This is a genomic window from Corticicoccus populi (assembly GCF_042686195.1).
GTDB classification, from domain to species: domain Bacteria; phylum Bacillota; class Bacilli; order Staphylococcales; family Salinicoccaceae; genus Corticicoccus; species Corticicoccus populi.
In genome coordinates, this window is sequence record NZ_JBHUOQ010000001.1 from 1,510,085 (window position 1) to 1,532,785 (window position 22,701).

Sequence of the window (22,701 nt, forward strand, 5' to 3'; positions counted from 1 at the left end):
ATCCACCCTGAAAACATTCGTTCAACACTCATTCTATAACCATTAACAAACTTATTGTTATCATTATCTATAAATATTTATTAAATATCTTTCCCATCTGATTTAAGAAATACACACCATCCTGATTTTCTTCCCATCCGTCCGTAAATACTGAAAATATAAGCGTCCGCCCATTTTTATAAATTACTCCGTATTCGTGCTCCAGCCCTTCAACAGTCCCTGTTTTAGAAGCGATATATTCTCCATTCTCTTCATCTATACCAATATATCCTCCGACACGTTCATTAAACTGCTGAGATTTAAGCACATCAAAAAAAGATTCTCTCATGTCTTTAGGCAGAATGCCGGAATCCTCATTCAACAGCTTCATCACTCTGAACATATCACCGGCAGATGCTGAATTTCTTTTACCGTTTTTTGCCGCTTCAAAATCATAATAATTAAGGCCTGCAACAGAATTCTTCAGACCCATTTCCTCAAATCCTGTCTTTAACTTTTCAAAACCAACATGATTCATAAGCATGTTGGAAGTCGAATTATCAGACACAATATTAGAAAGAACCACCGTGTCCCAAAGTGAAAGTTCATCCATATCTTTAAGTGTATGAAGCACACCCGAACCACCGACTTTTTTACCTGCCTTCAATTTTATATCTTCATAATCCTCTGTGTGCTGCTGAAGACAGACGATACTGATTGGTACCTTAATCGTACTTGCCGAGCGGTATTTTTCATCCTCATTCCAGCTGAATACTTCATCCTGAAACTGAATTTTATACGAAATATCCACTCCGGACTGTTTTTTAATCAGTGTTTCTATTTCTTCAATAAACATAATGTCTCCCCCTCGTTTTATATAAAACTGTACATTTAAAAAGATCCCTCTTTTATGTATAAGAATAAACCAGCATACCTGTTATCTCAATATTTTCGAAAAAGAGGTGCATGAATATTTAATTCATTGAAAAATTAAAATAGGTTCAGTGATGATTCAGATGTATAAATAAGATTTGAGAATGTAAAAAAGAAGACTTAAAAGTCAGAGGGAAAACAAGACGAAAAGTCTTAATAAATATTTTCTTAAAATTTATTGCCTCGGATATAAAGAAAACCCCCGAGAACTCAATGTTCTCAGGGGGATATTATGCCAGGTGCGAGAATCGAACTCGCGATTCAGCCTTACCATGACTATGTTATACCATTTAACTAACCCGGCTGCTTAATCAAGAATCCAATCAGTAATCATTTCATTAATACTAAGGATTGTGTTCATTTATATGATGAAAACACTAAATATTATTCTATCATATTAAATGATAATTCTTAAGCATTTTATAATTTAATTTTACAATCTGTAACCATAACAAAGCAGGCATGATATCTTATAATCAGTCTCCCATAAGATATCATTTCTTTTTATATTTCTGCGTGAATTCGTTCATACCCGCGTCATTAATCACCATTTCGACCTGATAAATACGATTTATCAGTGCGTGAATAGGTGCCTGCATAAACACATACATTATCCATGGGAGCTTCGGTTCATAGTCATGAAGCGCCATAATAAATGATTCCCCGCCGGGCATTTCCCTGAACTCAAGTCTTGACTGCTTATTTGGATATTTTTTGGACATCTTTCCACCTATTATTTTATATATTTCTACGCCACCGCCACTGTTTTCTTCATCATATTTCACCATAAAAACAGGGTCATCTATACCTATGACACTGATTTGAAAATGCTGATTTTCTTCTTTTACATTAATGCCTTTATAAAGTATTTCATCCAGCCATGCAAAATAGTATTTACCGACTTCTTCAATCGTCCATGTTTCCGGCAGAGGTGCTTTTTGAATACTTCTTACATTATTGTAATCAGACTGTTTATAGGATAATGTTTTACCGTACCTTTTAACGGGTGTTTCTGTCTTCTGAACCGGCGTCCCATATGCCCCGAGTACATCAATTAATTCTTCGGATGCCAGTTCATCACCGACATAGATAATCTGTTCGACATGATTTGTGTTTGAGGCTCTCGCGATATTGTCCGCAATTAAAAGATAAATTTCATCAAAACGCCCCTGCGTCAGCCGGTTGAGCCGCATAATCGGGTCTTCAAAGAATATTACAATATCAATATTTTCAAGTGCCTCTTCCACCTCAGGCAGTATGAAAAGATCTTTTTTCACATAAGTGATTTTCAAGTCATCATCCTCACGCCCTGCACCGGAAAAACAGTGAAGCCGGTATGTGTCTTTCAGCTCCAAATATAAATGTTGGCCGATTCTGCCGTGAATACCCATCAGCATCACATTTTTCATATCGCTCATCCTTTTCACACAATTTTTGAATACTTTCTAATTATCAGCTGCACACACAGCATCACAAACAAAATGATGCCTATAAATATAAACGGGAACTGAAAATATGTCGCAAATACCCCGGATAAAAATGACCCTGCCACCGAACCGATGGAGAAATATGCATAAAATATTCCGTTCGCCTTTCCCCGTTCATACACTTCTGTATTTTGGGCAATCATTTTATTCATTGAAGGGAAAATCAAACTGAATCCAAGACCGTACATCAGCATCACAACCACCATCATCCACATGTCAGAGACTACATGAAGTGACGACATAGATAAAGCAACGATTAGAATGCCTGATGCCACTAAATCTTCGGACCTGAATCTGGTATATACAACGTTCAATTTTGAAGCGAAAACGATAATAGCTGTGATTCCGAAAATTGACAGGAGCATGCCCGTAATATGATCCTCAAGCCCCAGCGCAGTCACTTTCAACGGCAGACCGAATGCAAGTGAGCCGTTGGCAATCATCAATGTAAATGAAGAAATATACGCCACATTTAATGCTGGTCTTTTAATCAATGCTGAAAATGATGTGGTATTATACTGCAGACGCTCTTCTTTTGTAGTACTCTCTTTCACAGCGAAAAATGTAATCAGCAGTCCGACAATATAAATTACAGCAAGCACCATATAAACAGCCTGGTAAGTGAACTGTGATGAAATAATCCCGCCGAGTGCAGGACCGATTACAGCAGCTGAACCGATAGATACACCGGTAAGTGCCATTGATCTGCCGATCATTTCTTTACGTGATAAATCTGCGACTAAACTGAATGCTACCGGTGTCAGCATCCCGCTCGACATACCGTGTATCATTCTGAGGAAAATCAACCCTCCGACTGAATCAATCAATGAATAACTGAACAGTACAAATATATTCACCATCATTCCAACAATGAGTATGTTCTTTCTTCCAATTCTATCAGAAAAATAACCGCCGAACACATTGCCGAAAAGATTAAACAATGAGTATGCTGCAACCACAATCCCCGCCTGATATTCAGATGCCCCGAGTGACATCGCGAATGGTGTGACAATCGGCAGTTCTATAAATAAATCCATGAAACATATAAAAATGACAACATATAATAATCGTCTCATATTCTCTCTCTTTCAAACTAAAATTCGTCTGACCCTATTATATATGAATTTTCCGGAGGATACTTGAATTTCATTATATTGTTAAAATTAACGTTTAACATTCCCGCACCATAAAAAATGCATTACCATTTTAAATGATAATGCACGGAAAATTAAATTCATTTTTGATATTTTAATTACTCACATATTATCAATATACACTTTAATCGCAGCTGCCTGATTATACTTCTCATCTTTCGCTGCATACAGAAGTGTAACATTATGTCCTTCCGAAAGTTTTTTAATATCTTCCAGTATTTCTTTATGGGGATAAAGTTCCTCAAAATATTTTTCCTGAAATTCATCCCATTTATCGGGATCATGGTTAAACCATTTTCTCAGCTCTCGTGACGGGGCAATTTCTTTTAACCAGTCATCATATTGTAAATCTGTTTTCTTAATGCCGCGGGGCCATAAAGCGTCAACGAGTAATCTTCTGCCGTCCTGACGGGAAACTTCATCATATACACGTTTTATTTTAAGCATACAGGCCCCCAATTTATGTTTCAGCAGTATATGAACTGCCTCTATAATTTTATTTTACCGTTATTTATTAATTCTCTGCTCCACAGCATCAACAATACCGGCAACGGCACCATCACCAGTAATGTTTGTTGCCGTACCGAAACTATCCTGAGCCATATACAGTGCAATCATGAATGCAACTGCCGCTTCAGTAAATCCTAAACTGCTCATTAAAACACCGCTCGCTGCCATAATGGCACCTCCCGGTACCCCCGGAGCTGCTACCATCACTACACCAAGCAGCAGGATTGTTCCAAACATTGAAGCAAACCCCGGTACTTCATACCCGGGCAGCACAGTCATAACTGCAATCGAACAGCTGACAATCGTAATTGTACTTCCGGATAAATGAATTGTCGCACATAAAGGAATCACAAAGTCCGCGATTCTGTTTCTAATACCGTTCTGTTTGGTCTGTTTCAGAGTAACAGGAATTGTTGCGGCACTGCTCATTGTACCAAGCGCAGTAAAATATGCAGGCAGCATGTTTTTTAGCATGGCAAACGGATTTCTTTTAAGCAGAGACCCTGCCACTGTATATTGAATCGTGAGCCATACCCAGTGCAGTATCACAGCCACTAACAATACAAGACCGAATACCGCGAGTGTATCAAATACCGTACCTTCAGATGCCATGCCTGCAAACACTCCTGCAATATAGAACGGAAGGATACGAATGATGACTTTTTCAATGATATATTCTGTAATGATCTTACCGTCATCCACCCATTTGCGCATTGTATCCGTCTTCGTAAGTGTAATGACAATTCCGAGCGCAAATGCAAGAACCAGTGCTGTCAAAATATCCATTACCGGCGGAATTTCAAATTCAAAAAATGCTCCCGGTGCCGATCCTTCCTCAGGCACTGAACCGCCGTCTGTAATACGCGGCATCACAAGTGTTGCTACAAAGTATGCAAGAAGTCCTGCACCAATGGTAGACACATACGCAATTCCGAGTGTCGCTCCGACCACTTTTCCGGAGCCCTGATTAATTTGAGAGATTCCCGATGCAATAAAAAACAATATAATAAATGGAATCATAAAAAAGATAAATGATCCGAGAATCGTTTCAAGTGTTGCCAGTAATCTTACCAAAAACTCAAGAAACCCGCCCCCGACAGCGTAATAACCGGCACCAACTGCCACACCGACAATGATACCGCTGATTAATTTTAACAATAACTTCATTTCCTGCTTCCTCCAATGCTGTTCACTTTATCCCTCATTTTACACTAGATGATATGTAAATGGATAGAGCAGTTTTAAATAACGGTCAGTATACTTTCAAGAGTCTGTGTTTTCATTATCAAAAAAGAGTACCGCCTGGAGGCGGTACTCTCAATTTAACTCTTAGTCCTCGGATTCATTATGAAGCTGCCGCTTTTCAGATTTCTGTCTGCGGACATCTTTTCCACGGTCCGCTTCATATTTTGCCTGCTTTGACGGCGGACTGTCAGGCGGCACATCTTCTTTCACTTCATCATTCGGTGCATTCTCTTTTTTCCGGCGCTTAAGCTCTTCTTCCTCTTCCTTTGTCGTCATTCTCTTCTTATCAGCCATATTAAGTCACCCCTTTTATACTTATATTCCACAAATACAAAACTTAAAACCTGACCGGAGTAAAGCGTAACTTCAGTTTACGATTAAATACAGTGTAACCTGGGATTATCGTCCCGTGTCATATAATAACTTCTCGTAAGCCACATACCAGTCGTCTTGATTATCATCGAGATGGAGCTTCCCTTTGAAATGAAAACCGTTCTTTCTAAAGATATTCTGCATTACTTTATTCTCAAGTGACGTATCTGTATGAATGCCGGAATACCCCGCAGTCTTAATAATATTATCTGCACTTTGAAAGATTTTGGATGCGATGCCCTGTCCCTGTGAATCCGGATCAACTGCCATACGGTGCATCGCCATTGTGTCATTTCCCGGCAGCGTCCATTCAATTTCCTCATATGCTTCAGCATGATTGTTATCAATCACTACAAACCCTTTAATTTCCTGTTCTTCGTAAACAAATAGTGTGCCGTTATTGATATCTTCTAAAAATCGTTCTTCATTCGGATACCTTTCAGACCACTGTGTATTCCCTGCAGCTCTCATAATCGGTACGACCTTTTCCGTAATTTCAAGAACCTTTTTTAAATCGGATATTCCGGCCTGTCTTAATGTCATATAGTGTCTGCTCCTTCATCAATTATTCTGTAATTTGCTATTTTTTTTATCATTCGTATTGTATAATATGAGTATGTTTTATAGTAGAGGGGATTTTAAAAATGTTTAAATTCGATAAAAACACAATTCCTTATCACATCTCAAATCTAGTTTTCTATGTATTTACTACAGTCGTCATTGCGTTGATTTTTGCATACGGTTTTCTGCCGCCTATTTTAGAAGTGGCTTCCGGAGAAGGATTCTTCTCAGGTATCGGTGTAAGGGAAGTCGGCGGATTACTATTTTTCGTCATCACCGCTGCAGTACCGCTGCTTGTCATTTTCGGCGCAGTGTATCATCTATATAAACTGATTACTTTTAATAAAAACAAAGAAGCTGCTGAATAAGCACATATTGGGATGGGGTATAGAAAAGAGACGGTGGAAATCACCGTCTCTTTTTTAACCTTTATAATTGCCGATCATCTCAGTGTTCCGGAAGTCTGAATGTCTCAGTTCCGAAAGACGTGCTTCAACAAATTCTTTGGATAAACCATGTTCAACACTGTAGCGGTTTTTTGGATGCTCCGCACACTCCATTGAACATCCGCCCAAATGATATGCTTCGTTTTCTTCAGAAGCAAGAATCTGAGCATTACACTCAGGGTTTGAGCAGTTTATATATCTTTCGCAAGGTTCATTATCATAATGATCCTTACCGACAATCACGTGTTCAACCTGATTCACAGGCACAGTAAGCCTTTCATCAAATACATACATCTGCCCGTCCCACAGCTGTCCTTTTGCTACCGGGTCTTTTCCATACGTTGCGATACCGCCGTGAAGCTGTCCGACATCATCAAAGCCCTCACGTTTTAACCATCCTGAGAACTTCTCACAGCGGATACCGCCTGTGCAGTATGTCAGAACTTTTTTACCTTCAAACAGCTCACGGTTATTTCTCACCCATTCCGGTGTATCACGGAATGTTTCAACTTCCGGACGGATGGCGCCTCTGAAATGACCCACATCATATTCATATGTGTTTCTCACATCAAGCACCACAGTATCTTCACGCTGCATCTGTTCATAAAAATCAGCAGGCTCCAGATACTCACCGGTAATTTCATGAGGATTCACATCATCTTCAAGACTCAAATTCACCAGCTCCGGACGCGGACGCACATGCATTTTTTTGAATGCGTGATGTTCTGATTCGTCTTCTTTAAATACAATACCTTTAAATAATGGATGCTTCTCCATATACTGCCTATACTTTTCAGTATTTTCTACAGTTCCGGATACTGTTCCATTGACCCCTTCATTCGCAATCAGTATACGGCCTTTAAGGTCCATATCTTTACAAATGCGTAAATGCTCTTTACTCAAACCTTCAGGGTCAGAAATGTCTGTGTAAAAATAATAAAGTAAAATTCGATATTCCATTGTCAATTCCACCTATCAATTATATTTGCAGGATATACCTGAATCAGTGTTTTAGCCCGTCATCATAGGCTTTTAAATTCTCATGCTCATGTTTTTGCTCATGTTTCAGTCGAATTTAATTTTTCTGATACACTTCCCATAAGCTGACTAAACTTATTTGAAGCATCCTGTTTCATTGTTTTGGTCATACTGGCATAGATATCCATTGTCGTGCTTAATGAAGCATGTCCCAGACGTTCTTGTATTTCTTTGATGTGTACACCGGCTTCAATGAGTAATGAAGTATGAGTATGTCTGAACGAATGTGACGACAATTCCTTCTCTATACTAGTCTGCCCCAATAACCTTTTCATTCTATCATTTATCAATGTGACTGTTAAGGGGTATCCCTCATTACTGGCAAAAATAAAATTGAAATCATTATATAGAATATGATTTTCTTTCTTAATTTGAACCTGCTCATTTTTGTGCTGTTTCAATAGTTCAACAACAAATGGATCAATGCTAATGGTCCGAATAGATTTCTGTGTTTTCGGTGTAGTGATATCAAATTTCTTGCGGTTATTCTTAATATTGTGGAGTGTCTTCCTCACTTTAATAGATTTTTCCTTGAAGTTAATATCCTTCCACTGTAAAGCCCTCAATTCTCCCACACGTAAGCCTGTGTATGCGATTGTAGTAAATAAAGCAAAATCATTTAACATACCATTATTTTTAGCGACCGTTAAAAATTCTTCCAGTTCTGCTTTCTCCATATAGTTATATGACATATCTTCATTTTCAATATCTTCAACTGTTTGCCGTTCTTTAGGTAGTTTCACACCGTCACATGGTGAATGATTAATTAATTTCATTTCTTCCTGGGCATACTGGAAAAGCATTCTTGAAGAAGTGTGGATAATCTTAACGTGATTTCGACTATAGATTTTAGACAAGTCATTGATAAACTTCTGATAATTTTCTTTCGTGACCTGTTGAAGTATTTTGTCATCAAAATTATCAATTAATTTCTTTATAGCCTGCCTTCTCATTTTCACAGTGCTTTCTTTTGCATCCACACTGTAAGCATCTAACCAAGCTTCGGACACAGTTTTTAAATTGATCTTACTCGGTGCAACATACTGACCACCGTGAAATTGTCTTTCTACAATTGCAGCTGCAAGCTGTGCATCTTTCTTCTTAATGAATCCACTTTTGGTTTTCTGCTTATCTTTGCCTGTCACAGGGTCTTTGCCGACATACACACGATACGACCACTTACTGCCACGTTTATAGATATTTGCCATTTAATCACCCTTTATAAAAGTACGATCTAACAATGAGATTAAAAGTTCTTTGTCATCCTTATCTAACTCATTCCTTTTATACATTACATTTTCAGTTTTCGATAATATTTCATAAATATCAAGATAATTATACTTTGAATAATCAACGACCCCACCACTACCAACGGCTTTTGTAAATTCTATGTTACCTTTGCTATCACTTGCAGTCATGTATCCTTGTTTCTCATTTTCATGTTGACTAGGCGGGAACATATCTGCAAAAGAAGATATCGGAACACTACCGTCATCGTCCGTATAACCTGCTTCAGTCATTAATTCTACATATGATATATCTAAAGCTTTTGAAAACTTTCTGAGCGTATCAGGCTTCGGAATTCCTTTTTTGCCATTTTCTAAATTAGATATATAAGGTTGAGATACGCCTAACACTGTTCTTAATTCTTCTATAGTCATTTTCTTTTCTTTTCTTTTCTTCCTTAAAAACGCACCAAATTCTTTAGCTTCCATAATCACACCACCAAGTTTATTTATATAACTATTTTATCATCAATATAACTTTTTTGGTATTTATACTTGTTTTTTATTTAACCATGTGGTTTAATATATCCATAAGGTTATATAACATAATAGTTATAAAGGGGGTGAGAATGTGAATACAATAAAGAAAAAAAGGTCTAAAAAAGGATTGACCCAATATCAATTAGCTGTACTTATGGGTTTGAGTACTGCCACGATTTCATATTACGAACGTGGAGTTAAGCGACCATCTTTACACAATGCTTTCAAGCTTGCCAGAGTATTAGATACATCTATTGAAGATATATTTCCTTTAGATGCGGTAATTCATGAAAAGGAGGCCAACTAACAATGTTCCAATTACAAGTAGATGAAAACACAGCTAGAAAGATGATGCAGGATTCAATTGACAAACGTGTGGAAGAACTGGCGCAGGAAAAATTCTTTATGACGTACAAGGAATTATCTGAGTATCTGAATATCAGTAAACCTGTGATTGAAGATCGTTTAATTAAGAACGGACTCCCCTTTTACAAAGCAGGTTCCAAATATTTATTCCGAAAATCAGAAGTAAATAACTTTCTTGACCAAATGACAGCGCAGATGTCCGCAACGAACAATGATTTAAAATTCTTTGAAGGTTTGAAGGAGGATAACTAAATGGAAAATGGATATGAAGAAGGTAAGTACCAGGCTGAACATGATTTTAAAGAGTTACTGGATGAAATAATGATTAATGAAGCAAATAACCATGAAGTAGTGAGTGTGCTTGCATATGTCAAAAACGCATATGAATGAGCGCATAAAAAAAGTCCCCTGTAACAGCAGAGGACAAAAAGCGAATAGGAAAATTAATACTTCTTATTATACCTTCCAAAACACAAAAATACAACATAAAAATGAGGTGGTGGATACATGACAGTAACAACGAATAAAGTCTCACCGGTTGATTTTGAAAATATACCGGATGAATTGAAAGAAATTAATGCCTGGGTCTTGTGGAAATTAGAACCTGTGCCTGATAAAGAAACTGGAGAAATTAAATATTACACGAAAGTACCTATACAGCCCACAAGTAAAAATGCTTCGGTAAGTAATCCATCCACATGGAGTACATTCTCTTCCGTTGAGAGAGCATATAACAACAATGTGGGCGATGGTATAGGCCTAGTGTTGAATGAGAGTCATGACGTGTTTGTACTTGATATAGACGACACTTCAGAGCATGAGTATCATGACCAGTTCAAACAAGGTACGTACTGTGAGTATAGCCCCAGTGGTAATGGGATTCATGTGTATTTCAAGGGTAAGAAACCGAAGACTCACAGTAAACATAATCAAGCCAAAGACCTGGAGTTATTCTCTAAAATTGGTTTTGTGACAGTCACGGGGCATCAGACGAATGATATTGACTATGTGGCTGAAATGGACTCGCATATTGATAATTTAATTGAGAAGGAATTTAAAGAGGATGTTCCCACACATGAGGAGTCTGATATAACAGAACGTTCTCCTAGCCTATCGGATGATGAAATAATTACATTATTCAGGAAAGCTAAGAACAGCGATAAATTTTCGCAGTTATTTGATGAAGGTGACACCTCTAATTATAACGGTAATGAATCAGGTGCAGACCAAGCACTAGCGAATATAATTGCTTTTTATACGCAAGATCCTGCACAGATTGAAAGAATCATGCGCATGTCCGCCCTAGTCCGTGATAAGTGGGATAGAAAGGAAAAGTATCCCTATATACAGCGTACTATTGATGAAGCTATAGGCAGCCTTAAAGAGGTGTATAAAGGTTCATCTGCTTCAGAATATAACTTTGAGATTTTGAACGGAGATAAGCCACAAACTATGAGTGAGTTAAGACGATCTTTGATTCAACGCAGAAGTTTGGAAATTGAAAAATTAATAGAGCAATGGGAACTTGAAGGTAAGAATGGTTATAAACCATACAAGCTCACACCTTCACACTGTGCGATGTTCCTGCCTGAATACGTACACTTTGCACTATTTGACATGGAGGAGAACACCAGGTTAGCCATGTATTTACCGGAAGACGGTGTGTACACCCGAAACCGTACTTTAATTAATAGAGTGGTTTCATGGATAGAACCGACACTTTCTGAAAATCAAACACATACGGTTATATTCTACCTAACGAATAGAGCTGAGGTTATAGAGCCTACAAACTCCAAATACTTGATACCTGTGAATAATGGCGTATTCAATTTAAAAACAAAAGAACTCGAACCTTTCACACCTGACTATGTTTTCACTTCAAAGATCAGTACTAATTACATTGAGAAACCCGAGAATCCACTAATTGATGGCTGGGATGTTGAACAGTTTCTCAATTCAATCGCTTGTGGTAATAGCGGGGTCATCAAATTATTATGGCAAGTGATATCTGATTCCTTGAACGGTAACTATACCCGTAAAAAAGCAATCTTCTTAGTTGGTGAAGGTAATAACGGTAAAGGGTCTTATCAGGATCTTATCACTCACCTAATAGGTGGTTCTAATATCGCAAACCTTAAAATGAATCAATTTGAAAAAAGATTTATGCTCGGTGGATTAGAAGGTAAAACGGCAGTCATTGGTGACGATAATCCGAATGATGTGTATTTAGAAGATTCATCGAACTTCAACAGCATTGTGACAGGGGACCGTGTGCTTGTGGAGTTAAAAAATAAGCAGCCATATTCCGCAAGATTCCATACAACCATAATTCAGTCAACAAATGGCATGCCTCGTTTCAGAAATCAGACCAATGGGACTTATAGAAGATTAATCATTGTTCCTTTTAAAGCAAATTTCAATGGATCAGTGGAAAACACCAAAATTAAGGAAGAATATATTAAAGATAAGCGTGTACTTGAATACGTACTATATAAGGCTATCAATATGGAATTTGATAGGTTTCATGAACCTCATGCTTCAATAGTAGCCATAAGAGAATTCAAAAAAGACAATGATCCAATCTATGAGTTTAAAGAACAAGAGTTTGATATGTGGAATTTAGATGCTATTCCCAAAAATGTGGTCTATAAAATGTATATGTTTTTCTGTGAAAACAATGGCTATAAAAGTATATCCGTTCGTAAATTCCACAATGGTTTGAAAAGACATCTCAATTCTAACTGGGATACGACAAGTACTAAGAGATTTACTGCAGATGAAATTAACAGGTTTAAGGATTTAAACCATACAGGCTATGAAAAAATATATTATGAATTACCAGAAGAAAATGAAACAACAAGAGTTTATAGTAAAAACTTATTGTAACTGAAATGGTCTTGTAACTAAATTTGTAACTGAAAAAAATCACTCCAGTTACGGCGGGGCTGTTACTCCCCCATAGGATTGACCACAGTTGTAACTGAGTAACTGGAATATGTCCTATTGAAATATAAATAAGAAATTGTTCTATAGGGTGTTAAATAAAGTAATAGTGATTCTTCCAGTTACAGTTACAGAAACGCTACACACCTTGTGGGCCAATGGTTTTGACTGTAACTGAAAAATATCGTTTCAGTTACAAGATATCTTAAGAGGTAATATTACACAAAGGAGAATAAATCATGACTTTCATTCAATGGCTGTCACAATTTGAAGAATTGGACGAACCTATAGGAGATTTAGCGGATGATTTTAGAAGATGTTCCGATTTTCACGGTTTGAAAGAAAAAACGGATATCGAATTCTATTTAAAAAGAAAAGGTGCTTGTGTGGATGCTATGAGAACATTTAACGAAGCCTGGAATTTATATAAAAAGGAGATTATAAAATGAATAAAAGAGTATTTAACAATCGAGCGTTTGAACTGGTAAGAAATGTTGTTGTCATGAGTGAAGTATTAGTTGAGGATGAAACGCATTCTTTCACTCTAAGTGAGGACCCATTCAATATGAAGTTCATTGTGGGGGCGGGTCAATTATTCGCTGCTATGGAAGTGTATGCGACTCAGGGCGTGCAGAAAGCCTATAACATCGCCGGAGTGGAGCATTTAGAGCGATTGCTGTATCCAATGGATAGAGATTATACACAAGAACAGCATACGGAGTTTTTCATTAGTCAACTGAAGAGGACTACTTCCTACATTTACTTGAAGAATATCTAACTAAAGATGTCTTCTCTGTTCCTGCAGATGAGATGGAACTTATGAGTAGTTCGAAGGCTGATTTGGTCGGTCATATTGAACAATTGTACTTATACGCTTTACCCCTTAATAATCCGGATGAAAAATTAGTCGATATATTACGAGATATCACAATAATTATGAATATAGAAGAAGTATCTATATCAGATTTTGAATCACTTAAAACTAAATTGGAGGAACTATAAAATGAATAAAACTGAACTGAATCAAATGACGGAGAAATTATCGAATATACAAAATACTTTGGAGATGCAAAATCATTTATTTGAATTTGTTCCTTCGGTGGGAGGAATGGAAAAAGATGAATTGTTACTCGCTTATCATAAACTGTACTGTGCAACAGATACGATTTATGAAATGAATCAGAAGACTAATAATGTACTGGAATCTTTAATTAATACCTTGCTAAAGGCTGAGGAGGAATTGGAAGATGATTAAAACAATATTACCGGAACTGATATTTCTCACTGCAGGTTTACTAATCATTATAGCCATGTGGTCGCTTATGGGGAGGCCGTATGCGGCTATCTTTGCAGGTGGGTTCCTGCTTGTGACATCACTGTATTTATCCAGTGTGATGTATTCTGAGTATTAAAAAAAGCCGATACATTAAGTATCGACCGACTCATTTCAACTTGTGGGAGGTCTAAGCCGTGAACACCACAGAATATACAACAGGAAGGAGGTTAATGTTATGTACGGCGATTTAGATCATACCGATGAGTTTATAAGCTCACACCATACGAGCAGGCGGCACTGATTGAATGGTGTGAACAATTGGAGAAGGTAAGGACCATACACAAAAGTGAGAATTCTTATACGATTAAGCATTACTTTGAGTATTCAGGCAAAGGTTTCTATGTGACAAACGGTGCAATGAAAGAGGCGTTAGTGCTTTCCGGCTTCGAGATACTTGACCGGAGGCAACAGAATTATCAAGTCAATGTTTCAAAACGATGTGTCAATAAACTGTTTAAAGAAATGTGCATGGTTCATTAATTCATATCTCTACTATTATAACATGGCAGGGGTTGAATTGATGAAAGAAATTGATGAAGTTTTGACGGATTATGAGGTAATGACTCACTTCAATAGGTACTTTCAAGAATGGCGGATGAATGAGCTGCAAGATGATTTACAGGATTTATATTATCAATCTATCGGCAAAACAGATTACGACGGTGTGTACGGCATATCCATGGCAGCGACATCGGTTGAGAACATCGTTGAACGGACATGCGCTGTTAAAAGTCTTATAGCGATGCAAGATGAGAAGGATCGTATGTATAACTCCATGCTCAATGCATATTTAGAATCGTTACCTGAAGCATCTGTTCGTGTGGTGAATCGTTATTTCTATCAACAGTTTCATCACGGCATCACACTTCAACATCCAGTTATGGATGCGCTGAAAGATAATTTATATATTGCCAGTCAAGATGCCCGAGCAGACCGTAATCAGAAACGTAACTTTGAGCGTTATCAGCAGGCAGTGAAAAAGGCAGCTGCGATTAAGACAAAACCAAAACGGGACAAAATTAAATTAATATGGAAGGAATTTTAATTTGAAATTTAATCAAGTATATCAAGAGCAAGTGCTTTCAAAAGTGAAAGGTAAGAAAGAATATAAAAAACAGTACGGTATGTTAAATGATAAGTATCAATCATTAAATCACTCTTTATCTGAATCCAATGATTATATTGAGAGGCAGAACATCGAAACTTTAATTAAAGAAGTTGTGTCTGAAATAGAAGTACTCCGTGAAGTATACGGTACAGACCCGGACTTTAGTATCAATCGATCAAATGTGGACACACTTGTCGGATTGTATCAAACAGAAGTCAAACCGATTCACGAGGCTGTAAATCAAGAATATGTCAAACTCATTGCGATGTTGGATGAAGTTGCCAACCAATATGATAAGGTGCTAGGACATCAGTATCAAGCAGTAGTGTTGCGTTCTAGATTGACTGCCAGTAAGAATCTGATATCCAACCCGGATAATGCCCGTCTACCGGATAATATGACTACTGTACCCGCTAACTATATTACTCCTGGAACGATGGAGAACACTAAGAACTCTGAAGCCATATTGAAAGTATTAAAGGCTAAATTGAATTATACAGAATATCATTTCAAAGGAGAGAAATAAATTATGAACATACCAACATTTAAAAGACAGGAAGAAATAGCAACACCAGTATTTGATTTAAAAGGCATCGAGTCACGTTTAACACAGGCATTGACTGTAGAGTTGAAGGCTAAGCAGCAGGAATATATGACAGCTGTGAGAAAGAAACATCAGAAGTATATAGGTTACAGTATAAACCTCAGTAACTTTAATGAGGCCAAAGAAAATTATCCAAGTGATCCAAGAGTGATGCGTGATATTAAAGACGGTTATGAAACAGCTGTTCAAAGTTATGAGAAATCAAAGCAAGATGAGTCGAACATTGAACAACAAATCATGACAGCAATTGAAACACAATCATTAGGTGATGATGAGAAAGCGTATATTAAGCAGCAGAGAGACGTCTTGAATAGAATGGACAAAGACACTGCAAAACGTTTGAAGGCTTGCGTTGACGAGATAAAGGGCATCCTCGAAGGTGAATATAACGAACTAAAAGCAGGCATTGAAATATTGAATCGACTGGAACAGTACGATAAAAACATCCACCGTTTTGGTAGATTGAAGTCAGAACCACCAATGACACATATCCCAAAAATGACAACGGAGACTGATCAGCTGATGGCAGACTTCCGAAAGTATTTGAAATAAAGCCCCCCATAATTTTTCAACGTGTTGTTTGGAAAGAGAATTAACCGACGCTCCCCCCTTGTTGGCGTGATTCTCTAGAAAAAAGCTGAAATTCACAAAATATTACAGAAAGGAGGGCATCTATGGGAAAAGACCGATTATTAGTAGACAATGTAAAAGGGAATCTCACTCAAGATGAAATTGATGCCCGTAAATCAGCTGAGAAGCGTATGTATGATTTAGAGCCGATTGATATTACACCCCCTGAACATTTAGATGACATTGCTCAAACGGAGTACAAACGTATTGTGCCACTGTTACGAGAATTGCCGATTGCGGCACTGGACTATTCTATGGTGTGCGCATATTGTCAATTTTATTCCAACTGGCTGCAGGCTTCAGAACAAATGAAATCTGAATCACTTACGATTACTACAGCGCATGGCGTACGTTCCAACCCGCTCATTATAATACAGCGGGATGCACATCGTTCCATGCAAAGCATCGCGAGCAAGTTAGGTATGACAATAGACAGTCGGTTGAAGATTATGACACCGAAACAGTCAGAACAGAAATCAGATCCATTCAAGAGCTTCTTTGAATAACAATTGAGGTGATTATGTGGGAATGACTTACCGGGAATATTTAAGAAAAGGGATTGAATCTGAAGTGATTAGACGTTGTCATGGATTGTCGTCTGAACATATAGAAGTAGACCCATATATTGAGAACTGTTTTAAACAAATATCGGTGGCAAAGAAATATTGCCAAACTCGAATGGATTTTGAAAAAAGAATTAATGAGATTATTCTAAAAATAAATGAATATAGAAGGGGTGTTTCATAATGGTGAAAGCAGCAGGTTACGGTATCATTTACGGTGCCCCGGATGCAGAAGGTAAAATTTTTGACAGTGGTTGTTTTGATGATGCGGATATGAGGGACACACGGTTTTTAGTGGAAAAGGTTGACCCGATATCGAATGTTGCATTCGGTACTGCCAAACTCATGTTAGATGAAAAAGGGATAAAGTATATTACGGATTTACCACAGACATTGACTGGAGGTCGTGATGTAGCTGAAAGTATTCGAAATGGTAACTTCATGGGGGTAGATGTGCACGCCAATATTCAGACACGTATAGTTGATGGTGTGAAGCATGTGACGAAAGTTGAAAGGCTTCTGGGATTCCGGTTTAATTCAAACTCTAATGGCACATATAGTAGCGCTTATTTGATTGATGATGATAACCTCACAGTGGAAGAACTGCATGAGCGAAAGCGTAAGTTAAAATTAGAACTAGAGTTATTGGGATAATAGGTTTTAAAATGATACAATAGTTATGTACTTTAGACATGTACAAAGATGGTTTTCCATTAAAACACTCAGTCAATTTGGCTGAGTGTTTTTAATTTGATAAACAACATATGCTGGTAATATTTAGTGGTGAAATTTTATTGATTTTTTATTCAAAATTAAGATTGATATGAAAGATGTGTATTGAAATGGTAGTTCAAGATAATCCGACCTCACATAATAGCCTGTATGAAGTGTTTAACATCAATTTAATGGTATAAACTATTGATGAGTTAAATGCTCTGTACGGGCTTTATTTGACGTTGTGTGGGACTATTAGTAATGATGCCATAAATATAGATGGTTCGGTAGTACCGACGGCACAAACACGAGTGAAGATGTGATAGCTGAAATTGTCGAGAGGGCGAAGGAAAGACAAAAGGAATCAATAGAAATTGCAAACATGAAAAATCCTAAACACAAAAGAAATAATGTGTTAGGTTCTGCCGGTCCAAACCCATTAAAGCCCACCAACACCAACCAAGAAATCGGAAAACTAGCAGGTGTTTGCACACTTGCGTGAGAGGTTATACAATATGCGACATCGCACAATTTAGGCATGGATTGGAACACATCAAATAGATTTATGAAAGTTGCTGATGAACTACCGAATTCTGATACGTACCACAATTTAGGCATGCAAGTATAACCTCGCACACACGTGCGTGATGAAACATTTCAATCCACGCACCCTCGCGGGGTGCGACTCTGTATAACCTCGCACACGCGTGCGTGATGAAACGTAGTATGTGTATTTCATATTGCTCATCCCCTATGTATAACCTCGCACACGCGTGCGTGATGAAACGGTTATCATGGGTTTACTCATCCGATTGAAGTAATGTATAACCTCGCACACGCGTGCGTGATGAAACTCGATGAAAACTTAAATCGTTCTACGTCGAACAATATCGGTTTGGAGGCTTTGTATCAAATCGCAACTTTACCCGAACCTGAACGCACTAAAAAATACGTTACAGAAAAAGACGAAACGAAGGTATTACTTTTGATTCTACTCTATAAAGAAAATATAATAGTTATTAATAAATATTTAGAGAAGAGTGATTATGTTGTCAATTTATGACTTTGAAGTAACAAAGGAAAATGGTGAATCATACAGTTTAAATCAATACGAAGGCAGACTGATGATTATAGTGAACACAGCTACTAAGTGTGGTTTGAGTGGTCAATTTGAAGAACTCGAAATGCTATATCAGAAGTATAAAGAGGATGGTTTAATTATATTAGGTTTTCCTTCCAATCAGTTTAAACAGGAGTTAGGTAGTGCAGAAGAGTCTGCAGAATCTTGCCGGCTAACGTATGGAGTTACTTTCCCTATGCATCAGTTAACTGTAATTAATGGTAAGGATGCTGCCCCACTCTTTAAATATCTCAAAGAACACGCACCAGGTACTATGGGGAATTCTATAAAATGGAACTTCACTAAATTTCTAGTTAGCCCTGATGGTGAAGGAGTGAAGCGTTTTGCTCCAAAAACAAGTCCCAAAGACATGGTTACAAGTATAGAAGAGTTATTAAAAAGATAAGTAGTAGACATCCCTTCAATTTTAAATTGAGGAGTTTTTTTGTGCAAAAAAACCACCTTCCCTTTGGAAAAGTGGCGGAAGGATAGTTAGATAATGAACAGTCGAAAGAAAAATTTTAAAGGGTTCTATTTCTAACTATATTATATCATTATGAACCTTTATTTTATACTTAATTACTTAGGTTTTATTAATGAATATTATTTTTAATGATTTAAATTTTATGCTTACTTTCTCTCGTCAGAGGGTTTCTCAAATTTAAATTCTTGAAGTTTTTCATTTGCGTATAACGCAGACCTTAAATACTCACGAAAATAATTTTCTCTTCGAGACTCTAAATACTTTAGATAATCTTTTTCATTATTGAAGTCTGATTGCTGTTTCGAGTGAGGCATGGTTTGAACATACGCTGCAGCAAAAGAAGCTGGGTCAAATTGAAGGGCATTAGACATACTTATCATCTCCTATAACAACAGTAACATAGTTAGGAAGGTATATGTAATTTATCCTTCGATGATGAATTCTCTTAATTATTGAGACCGGTGAAATGAGTGACAGAATTAAATAAATATGATATAATATATAAGGTTATAATATACACAAGTGATTAAAGACCACTCAGCCACTTCCTAACAAGGATGTTGCGACTGTGATAATATAAATACACTAGAAACTCAGTGTATAGTCTGACAGAGCCCGAATATCTGTCCATAACTTGAATTAAGTTAGATATCCTAATATGAGATATTCATATTCGAGTTTTATATATGCGCCCGTAGAAGGGTACGTCGAGACACATACTAGTTAATGTGTCTTTTTTATTTCTAAAATTTGAGTAGACCCTTTAATTAGGTTAATACTAGTTTACATGTTACACTTACATATACAGTTCACCAAAGACTGAAGTTAGACTCCTTATCTGTGCGGTAAGGACTTTCATATAAGACCAGCCACTTGGGTTGGTCTTTTTTTAATTATAGATGCTTTCTGCCAATAAAAACCGGCCTTGGTGAGCGTCTTTTTGGATAATTTAGTTTAGGAGATGAAAAAAATGGAAGATAGAAGTAAACTTACTTTAAATACTTATTTAACAGTCGACTTCACTTATGCGGAAAAGGTACCGTTCGAGGATCGTGATATTGCTACATTCATAAATGATTTAGCAAAAGATACGAAATTTATAAAGGATTATAGAGGGGTATGGCATAATAAAGATTGTATCTTAAGATTTAGACGTAAGGAAGTATCAGAAGAACTAGATAAACGTTATGGTAGTCCTTTATATGATGAGTTAACACAATAATTTATAAAATAGGCCTTTAAATTCTTCCTTATAAATAATCGTTGTTTTACTTACTTTCTTATATATAAGGAATGGCATACAGCTTGAATCTATGATTAAACATGCTAGGTCAGGAGATAAAATATATATTACGAAAAATAGACCGCCTGGCACGTTCTATCATGGATTTAAACAAGATTGTCAGTACATTGAATGAGAAGGGTGTATCTGTGTGTTTTATACAGGATAACTTAACCTTTGAAGCAGGTAACAATTCACCAATGAATGCACTGATTTTTAACATGCTGGGAAGCTTTGCACAGTTTGAGCGTGATCTAATCATACAGCGGGCTTCTGAAGTGCGTGAGCGTGTTAAGAAGCAAGGGAAAACACCTAGGTAGACCATCACAGCCTAAAGAGAAAATAAGCCGAGCAGTAAGCTTATTTAACGATAGAGAGAACAATAGTTTAAGTGTTAATGATATTGTAGACATGACTGCTGTGCCGAGAGCTACACTGTATAGAGAGATTAAGAAAGTGTAGTATGGAATATATAATTTGTGACGCCTAATAAATGCTGATTTATCAATGTTTTTTGTTAAATATTAAGTTGTTTTTAATGTAAAAAAGTCTTAAAAATGTGACCAAAAGAGTACAATAAGTGATGGAAATACCATAAAATCAGAAAAAAAATAGTAAATGCTGTGTTTTTAGTTTAATATAAGGGTATTAGAAATATGGAGGAGGAGAGCTCTAATGATTAAAAATGAGCACTTTTTTAATAATATTGATGATTTGATTGGATATATGAAATCTAGGTATCAGTATATATCTCCGTTAAAACTTCAAAAGGGATTATACTTCCTATTTGCATACTATACCCAATTGTATGGGCAAAAGTTACAAATGGCTAGTGGACTGTCAGAACAAGATTTCAGTGATTATCCTAAGTATTTATTCGGTGAAGATTTCGAAGCATGGAGATATGGTCCTGTAATAAGAGATGTGTACTTTAAGAATAGAAACGGAGAGTACACCGATGATTTTAACGAGGATATATTTGAGGGAGATACAGGCAGAGAAATTCAATTATTTATTGATGATATATTAGATGACCTTATGAGAACAAGCGATTTTAACTTGGTTGATAGGAGTCACGAAGATGAATCGTGGATTACCGCATATCATTCAGGCGGAGGAACAGGTACTATACCAAAGGAAGATATAGTGAAGGATTATTCAAAGAATAGTTAATATGTCTAGATTAGATAGGAAAAATAACTTATTCAAATCAAATCGATTTGATCAAAAACGACTAATCCCAGAAGAAGAACATAAACCTATACGTATAGACGCAGAATCCCTTTATTCTAAGCACATTCCTGAAGCAGAATTTACAAATTTCTTAAACAAAAGTAATAAATCTGATTTTGAAAAAGGGATGGTAGACTTTACTAATAATCCTGATAGAATTTTTGAATATACTAATGGTGATGAATCTGATGACTTAGAAGAAGAATTACAAGAAATATTAAAAATATGTTATCCCGATAAAAGTCCAGATGATTTTGAGTTTATTATGAAAACAAGATGGAGATCATTGCTTGATGATCCTAGTGCCTTTAGATTGTATTTCGCTTTGAATCTTGAAGGGGATTGCTACAATTTAATATTAGTAGATCCTTTGCATTTATGTATACCAAGTGCTATTCAAAGACGTGAAAAAACGTATATTAATAATAAAAGTAATAATATTTGTATCTCTGAGAGTGTTCGATATATAAAAGAATCACTTTTTATCAAAAGCAAAAATATATTAAGGGAAGTAAGTTTAGATTGACCACCTTTCAATAGGTGGTCTTTTTTTAACTTCAAGGAGATGATATTATCACATTAATCAACGAACAGGCATTAAAAAAATTGATTCGCGAAGCAGTCCGAGAAGAATTATCCCAACAGGACAATGAGCAAATTTATGCCGGTTACGCAGACGTGAAGCAGTTTATGGAAATCTCGGGGATATCAAAAAGAGATATGGAAGATAGAGTAATACCACACCCTGACTTTACGCATTGTGTAAGACGATTTGACGGTGGAACAAAAAGATACATCCACATCAGAGACGGTTTATCAGCATTGGA

34 protein-coding genes and 1 tRNA gene are annotated in these 22,701 nt (G+C 36.7%); 23 read left to right on the plus strand and 12 right to left on the minus strand.

Going from position 1 to position 22,701, the window contains the following annotated elements; genetic code table 11:
* Window positions 1–67: 67 nt before the first annotated feature.
* The 8 genes from ACFSX4_RS07565 to ACFSX4_RS07600 all read right to left on the minus strand — a co-directional run bounded on the left by ACFSX4_RS07565 (window position 68) and on the right by ACFSX4_RS07600 (window position 6,223).
* Window positions 68–835, minus strand: a complete 768-nt coding sequence (locus ACFSX4_RS07565; RefSeq protein ID WP_377773153.1) for a serine hydrolase — start codon at window positions 833–835, stop codon at window positions 68–70.
* Between the two features lie 310 nt (window positions 836–1,145).
* Window positions 1,146–1,216, minus strand: a tRNA-Thr gene (locus ACFSX4_RS07570).
* A gap of 190 nt (window positions 1,217–1,406) precedes the next feature.
* Window positions 1,407–2,321, minus strand: coding sequence for a hypothetical protein (locus tag ACFSX4_RS07575; RefSeq protein WP_377773155.1), 915 nt, complete (start codon window positions 2,319–2,321; stop codon window positions 1,407–1,409).
* A gap of 14 nt (window positions 2,322–2,335) precedes the next feature.
* Window positions 2,336–3,475 (minus strand): MFS transporter, encoded by a 1,140-nt coding sequence (locus ACFSX4_RS07580; protein ID WP_377773157.1) that lies wholly within the window; start codon window positions 3,473–3,475, stop codon window positions 2,336–2,338.
* A gap of 180 nt (window positions 3,476–3,655) precedes the next feature.
* Window positions 3,656–4,000 carry a DUF488 domain-containing protein gene (locus tag ACFSX4_RS07585; RefSeq protein WP_377773159.1) on the minus strand — a complete coding sequence of 115 codons (345 nt, stop codon included), beginning with the start codon at window positions 3,998–4,000 and terminating at the stop codon, window positions 3,656–3,658.
* Between the two features lie 60 nt (window positions 4,001–4,060).
* Complete coding sequence (locus tag ACFSX4_RS07590) at window positions 4,061–5,230, minus strand: dicarboxylate/amino acid:cation symporter (protein WP_377773161.1); 1,170 nt, start codon at window positions 5,228–5,230, stop codon at window positions 4,061–4,063.
* A gap of 162 nt (window positions 5,231–5,392) precedes the next feature.
* Window positions 5,393–5,602, minus strand: coding sequence for a hypothetical protein (locus ACFSX4_RS07595; protein WP_377773163.1), 210 nt, complete (start codon window positions 5,600–5,602; stop codon window positions 5,393–5,395).
* Between the two features lie 105 nt (window positions 5,603–5,707).
* Window positions 5,708–6,223 (minus strand): GNAT family N-acetyltransferase, encoded by a 516-nt coding sequence (locus ACFSX4_RS07600; protein WP_377773165.1) that lies wholly within the window; start codon window positions 6,221–6,223, stop codon window positions 5,708–5,710.
* Window positions 6,224–6,324: 101 nt separating this feature from the next.
* Between ACFSX4_RS07600 and ACFSX4_RS07605 the strand changes: the two genes are divergently transcribed.
* Window positions 6,325–6,609 carry a hypothetical protein gene (locus tag ACFSX4_RS07605; RefSeq protein WP_377773167.1) on the plus strand — a complete coding sequence of 95 codons (285 nt, stop codon included), beginning with the start codon at window positions 6,325–6,327 and terminating at the stop codon, window positions 6,607–6,609.
* Between the two features lie 54 nt (window positions 6,610–6,663).
* On the opposite strand, the gene trhO is transcribed toward ACFSX4_RS07605, so the two are convergent.
* The 3 genes from trhO to ACFSX4_RS07620 form a co-directional block, all read right to left on the minus strand.
* Window positions 6,664–7,647: an oxygen-dependent tRNA uridine(34) hydroxylase TrhO gene (trhO, locus tag ACFSX4_RS07610; RefSeq protein ID WP_377773169.1), complete on the minus strand. Its 984-nt coding sequence runs from the start codon at window positions 7,645–7,647 to the stop codon at window positions 6,664–6,666.
* 98 nt (window positions 7,648–7,745) lie between these two features.
* Window positions 7,746–8,933: a site-specific integrase gene (locus tag ACFSX4_RS07615; protein WP_377773171.1), complete on the minus strand. Its 1,188-nt coding sequence runs from the start codon at window positions 8,931–8,933 to the stop codon at window positions 7,746–7,748.
* Complete coding sequence (locus tag ACFSX4_RS07620; RefSeq protein ID WP_377773173.1) at window positions 8,934–9,440, minus strand: helix-turn-helix domain-containing protein; 507 nt, start codon at window positions 9,438–9,440, stop codon at window positions 8,934–8,936.
* Between the two features lie 142 nt (window positions 9,441–9,582).
* Between ACFSX4_RS07620 and ACFSX4_RS07625 the strand changes: the two genes are divergently transcribed.
* The 18 genes from ACFSX4_RS07625 to ACFSX4_RS07705 all read left to right on the plus strand — a co-directional run bounded on the left by ACFSX4_RS07625 (window position 9,583) and on the right by ACFSX4_RS07705 (window position 19,281).
* On the plus strand, window positions 9,583–9,798 hold the full coding sequence (locus ACFSX4_RS07625) for a helix-turn-helix transcriptional regulator (protein WP_377773175.1): 216 nt from the start codon (window positions 9,583–9,585) through the stop codon (window positions 9,796–9,798).
* Window positions 9,799–9,800: 2 nt separating this feature from the next.
* A complete protein-coding gene (locus tag ACFSX4_RS07630; protein ID WP_377773177.1) occupies window positions 9,801–10,109 on the plus strand; it encodes a helix-turn-helix domain-containing protein in 309 nt (102 codons plus the stop codon).
* A complete protein-coding gene (locus ACFSX4_RS07635) occupies window positions 10,110–10,247 on the plus strand; it encodes a hypothetical protein (RefSeq protein ID WP_377773179.1) in 138 nt (45 codons plus the stop codon).
* 117 nt (window positions 10,248–10,364) lie between these two features.
* Window positions 10,365–12,743 (plus strand): phage/plasmid primase, P4 family, encoded by a 2,379-nt coding sequence (locus ACFSX4_RS07640; RefSeq protein WP_377773181.1) that lies wholly within the window; start codon window positions 10,365–10,367, stop codon window positions 12,741–12,743.
* 296 nt (window positions 12,744–13,039) lie between these two features.
* Window positions 13,040–13,249, plus strand: coding sequence for a YozE family protein (locus tag ACFSX4_RS07645; RefSeq protein ID WP_377773183.1), 210 nt, complete (start codon window positions 13,040–13,042; stop codon window positions 13,247–13,249).
* Window positions 13,246–13,578: a hypothetical protein gene (locus ACFSX4_RS07650; protein WP_377773185.1), complete on the plus strand. Its 333-nt coding sequence runs from the start codon at window positions 13,246–13,248 to the stop codon at window positions 13,576–13,578. The genes ACFSX4_RS07645 and ACFSX4_RS07650 overlap by 4 nt, the downstream gene beginning before the upstream one ends.
* Before the next feature lie 41 nt (window positions 13,579–13,619).
* On the plus strand, window positions 13,620–13,802 hold the full coding sequence (locus ACFSX4_RS07655; RefSeq protein WP_377773187.1) for a hypothetical protein: 183 nt from the start codon (window positions 13,620–13,622) through the stop codon (window positions 13,800–13,802).
* Between the two features lies 1 nt (window position 13,803).
* Window positions 13,804–14,055 (plus strand): hypothetical protein, encoded by a 252-nt coding sequence (locus ACFSX4_RS07660; RefSeq protein WP_377773189.1) that lies wholly within the window; start codon window positions 13,804–13,806, stop codon window positions 14,053–14,055.
* The gene (locus ACFSX4_RS07665) at window positions 14,048–14,212 is read left to right on the plus strand and encodes a hypothetical protein (RefSeq protein WP_377773191.1); all 165 of its coding nucleotides are present in this window, start codon (window positions 14,048–14,050) and stop codon (window positions 14,210–14,212) included. Before ACFSX4_RS07660 ends, ACFSX4_RS07665 begins: the two co-directional genes overlap by 8 nt.
* Window positions 14,213–14,394: 182 nt before the next feature.
* Entirely contained in the window at window positions 14,395–14,616 is a 222-nt protein-coding gene (locus ACFSX4_RS07670; RefSeq protein ID WP_377773193.1) for a hypothetical protein, read from the plus strand.
* 40 nt (window positions 14,617–14,656) lie between these two features.
* On the plus strand, window positions 14,657–15,181 hold the full coding sequence (locus ACFSX4_RS07675; RefSeq protein WP_377773195.1) for a hypothetical protein: 525 nt from the start codon (window positions 14,657–14,659) through the stop codon (window positions 15,179–15,181).
* A 1-nt stretch (window position 15,182) separates the two neighbouring features.
* Window positions 15,183–15,770 carry a hypothetical protein gene (locus ACFSX4_RS07680; RefSeq protein WP_377773197.1) on the plus strand — a complete coding sequence of 196 codons (588 nt, stop codon included), beginning with the start codon at window positions 15,183–15,185 and terminating at the stop codon, window positions 15,768–15,770.
* A 3-nt stretch (window positions 15,771–15,773) separates the two neighbouring features.
* Window positions 15,774–16,400, plus strand: a complete 627-nt coding sequence (locus ACFSX4_RS07685; RefSeq protein ID WP_377773199.1) for a hypothetical protein — start codon at window positions 15,774–15,776, stop codon at window positions 16,398–16,400.
* A 122-nt stretch (window positions 16,401–16,522) separates the two neighbouring features.
* Window positions 16,523–16,984 carry a phage terminase small subunit P27 family gene (locus tag ACFSX4_RS07690; RefSeq protein WP_377773201.1) on the plus strand — a complete coding sequence of 154 codons (462 nt, stop codon included), beginning with the start codon at window positions 16,523–16,525 and terminating at the stop codon, window positions 16,982–16,984.
* A gap of 240 nt (window positions 16,985–17,224) precedes the next feature.
* Window positions 17,225–17,695 (plus strand): HK97 family phage prohead protease, encoded by a 471-nt coding sequence (locus tag ACFSX4_RS07695; RefSeq protein WP_377773203.1) that lies wholly within the window; start codon window positions 17,225–17,227, stop codon window positions 17,693–17,695.
* A gap of 379 nt (window positions 17,696–18,074) precedes the next feature.
* Window positions 18,075–18,257 carry a hypothetical protein gene (locus tag ACFSX4_RS07700; RefSeq protein WP_377773205.1) on the plus strand — a complete coding sequence of 61 codons (183 nt, stop codon included), beginning with the start codon at window positions 18,075–18,077 and terminating at the stop codon, window positions 18,255–18,257.
* Between the two features lie 318 nt (window positions 18,258–18,575).
* Complete coding sequence (locus ACFSX4_RS14335; protein ID WP_449257579.1) at window positions 18,576–18,818, plus strand: hypothetical protein; 243 nt, start codon at window positions 18,576–18,578, stop codon at window positions 18,816–18,818.
* The gene (locus tag ACFSX4_RS07705) at window positions 18,805–19,281 is read left to right on the plus strand and encodes a glutathione peroxidase (RefSeq protein ID WP_377773207.1); all 477 of its coding nucleotides are present in this window, start codon (window positions 18,805–18,807) and stop codon (window positions 19,279–19,281) included. The genes ACFSX4_RS14335 and ACFSX4_RS07705 overlap by 14 nt, the downstream gene beginning before the upstream one ends.
* Before the next feature lie 224 nt (window positions 19,282–19,505).
* Here the strand turns inward: ACFSX4_RS07705 and ACFSX4_RS07710 are convergent, their stop codons facing one another.
* Window positions 19,506–19,730, minus strand: a complete 225-nt coding sequence (locus ACFSX4_RS07710) for a hypothetical protein (RefSeq protein WP_377773209.1) — start codon at window positions 19,728–19,730, stop codon at window positions 19,506–19,508.
* A gap of 599 nt (window positions 19,731–20,329) precedes the next feature.
* On the opposite strand from ACFSX4_RS07710, the gene ACFSX4_RS07715 reads away from it, so the two are divergent.
* From ACFSX4_RS07715 to ACFSX4_RS07730, 4 genes are all read left to right on the plus strand, one after another.
* Entirely contained in the window at window positions 20,330–20,581 is a 252-nt protein-coding gene (locus ACFSX4_RS07715) for a hypothetical protein (RefSeq protein WP_377773211.1), read from the plus strand.
* 161 nt (window positions 20,582–20,742) lie between these two features.
* Entirely contained in the window at window positions 20,743–20,961 is a 219-nt protein-coding gene (locus tag ACFSX4_RS07720) for a recombinase family protein (RefSeq protein ID WP_377773213.1), read from the plus strand.
* 355 nt (window positions 20,962–21,316) lie between these two features.
* The gene (locus ACFSX4_RS07725) at window positions 21,317–21,814 is read left to right on the plus strand and encodes a Panacea domain-containing protein (RefSeq protein ID WP_377773216.1); all 498 of its coding nucleotides are present in this window, start codon (window positions 21,317–21,319) and stop codon (window positions 21,812–21,814) included.
* 1 nt (window position 21,815) lies between these two features.
* On the plus strand, window positions 21,816–22,400 hold the full coding sequence (locus tag ACFSX4_RS07730; protein ID WP_377773218.1) for a hypothetical protein: 585 nt from the start codon (window positions 21,816–21,818) through the stop codon (window positions 22,398–22,400).
* Window positions 22,401–22,701 lie beyond the last annotated feature (301 nt).

What these genes read in the sequence shown, in the direction of transcription:
- ACFSX4_RS07565 (WP_377773153.1), bottom strand. Translation starts at nt 835, where the DNA reads ATGTTTATTGAAGAAATAGAAACACTGATTAAAAAACAGTCCGGAGTG.
- ACFSX4_RS07575 (WP_377773155.1), bottom strand. Translation starts at nt 2,321, where the DNA reads ATGAAAAATGTGATGCTGATGGGTATTCACGGCAGAATCGGCCAACAT.
- ACFSX4_RS07580 (WP_377773157.1), bottom strand. Translation starts at nt 3,475, where the DNA reads ATGAGACGATTATTATATGTTGTCATTTTTATATGTTTCATGGATTTA.
- ACFSX4_RS07585 (WP_377773159.1), bottom strand. Translation starts at nt 4,000, where the DNA reads ATGCTTAAAATAAAACGTGTATATGATGAAGTTTCCCGTCAGGACGGC.
- ACFSX4_RS07590 (WP_377773161.1), bottom strand. Translation starts at nt 5,230, where the DNA reads ATGAAGTTATTGTTAAAATTAATCAGCGGTATCATTGTCGGTGTGGCA.
- ACFSX4_RS07595 (WP_377773163.1), bottom strand. Translation starts at nt 5,602, where the DNA reads ATGGCTGATAAGAAGAGAATGACGACAAAGGAAGAGGAAGAAGAGCTT.
- ACFSX4_RS07600 (WP_377773165.1), bottom strand. Translation starts at nt 6,223, where the DNA reads ATGACATTAAGACAGGCCGGAATATCCGATTTAAAAAAGGTTCTTGAA.
- ACFSX4_RS07605 (WP_377773167.1), top strand. Translation starts at nt 6,325, where the DNA reads ATGTTTAAATTCGATAAAAACACAATTCCTTATCACATCTCAAATCTA.
- trhO (WP_377773169.1), bottom strand. Translation starts at nt 7,647, where the DNA reads ATGGAATATCGAATTTTACTTTATTATTTTTACACAGACATTTCTGAC.
- ACFSX4_RS07615 (WP_377773171.1), bottom strand. Translation starts at nt 8,933, where the DNA reads ATGGCAAATATCTATAAACGTGGCAGTAAGTGGTCGTATCGTGTGTAT.
- ACFSX4_RS07620 (WP_377773173.1), bottom strand. Translation starts at nt 9,440, where the DNA reads ATGGAAGCTAAAGAATTTGGTGCGTTTTTAAGGAAGAAAAGAAAAGAA.
- ACFSX4_RS07630 (WP_377773177.1), top strand. Translation starts at nt 9,801, where the DNA reads ATGTTCCAATTACAAGTAGATGAAAACACAGCTAGAAAGATGATGCAG.
- ACFSX4_RS07635 (WP_377773179.1), top strand. Translation starts at nt 10,110, where the DNA reads ATGGAAAATGGATATGAAGAAGGTAAGTACCAGGCTGAACATGATTTT.
- ACFSX4_RS07640 (WP_377773181.1), top strand. Translation starts at nt 10,365, where the DNA reads ATGACAGTAACAACGAATAAAGTCTCACCGGTTGATTTTGAAAATATA.
- ACFSX4_RS07645 (WP_377773183.1), top strand. Translation starts at nt 13,040, where the DNA reads ATGACTTTCATTCAATGGCTGTCACAATTTGAAGAATTGGACGAACCT.
- ACFSX4_RS07650 (WP_377773185.1), top strand. Translation starts at nt 13,246, where the DNA reads ATGAATAAAAGAGTATTTAACAATCGAGCGTTTGAACTGGTAAGAAAT.
- ACFSX4_RS07655 (WP_377773187.1), top strand. Translation starts at nt 13,620, where the DNA reads ATGAGTAGTTCGAAGGCTGATTTGGTCGGTCATATTGAACAATTGTAC.
- ACFSX4_RS07660 (WP_377773189.1), top strand. Translation starts at nt 13,804, where the DNA reads ATGAATAAAACTGAACTGAATCAAATGACGGAGAAATTATCGAATATA.
- ACFSX4_RS07665 (WP_377773191.1), top strand. Translation starts at nt 14,048, where the DNA reads ATGATTAAAACAATATTACCGGAACTGATATTTCTCACTGCAGGTTTA.
- ACFSX4_RS07675 (WP_377773195.1), top strand. Translation starts at nt 14,657, where the DNA reads ATGAAAGAAATTGATGAAGTTTTGACGGATTATGAGGTAATGACTCAC.
- ACFSX4_RS07685 (WP_377773199.1), top strand. Translation starts at nt 15,774, where the DNA reads ATGAACATACCAACATTTAAAAGACAGGAAGAAATAGCAACACCAGTA.
- ACFSX4_RS07690 (WP_377773201.1), top strand. Translation starts at nt 16,523, where the DNA reads ATGGGAAAAGACCGATTATTAGTAGACAATGTAAAAGGGAATCTCACT.
- ACFSX4_RS07695 (WP_377773203.1), top strand. Translation starts at nt 17,225, where the DNA reads ATGGTGAAAGCAGCAGGTTACGGTATCATTTACGGTGCCCCGGATGCA.
- ACFSX4_RS14335 (WP_449257579.1), top strand. Translation starts at nt 18,576, where the DNA reads ATGTATAACCTCGCACACGCGTGCGTGATGAAACTCGATGAAAACTTA.
- ACFSX4_RS07710 (WP_377773209.1), bottom strand. Translation starts at nt 19,730, where the DNA reads ATGTCTAATGCCCTTCAATTTGACCCAGCTTCTTTTGCTGCAGCGTAT.
- ACFSX4_RS07715 (WP_377773211.1), top strand. Translation starts at nt 20,330, where the DNA reads ATGGAAGATAGAAGTAAACTTACTTTAAATACTTATTTAACAGTCGAC.
- ACFSX4_RS07720 (WP_377773213.1), top strand. Translation starts at nt 20,743, where the DNA reads ATGGATTTAAACAAGATTGTCAGTACATTGAATGAGAAGGGTGTATCT.
- ACFSX4_RS07725 (WP_377773216.1), top strand. Translation starts at nt 21,317, where the DNA reads ATGATTAAAAATGAGCACTTTTTTAATAATATTGATGATTTGATTGGA.
- ACFSX4_RS07730 (WP_377773218.1), top strand. Translation starts at nt 21,816, where the DNA reads ATGTCTAGATTAGATAGGAAAAATAACTTATTCAAATCAAATCGATTT.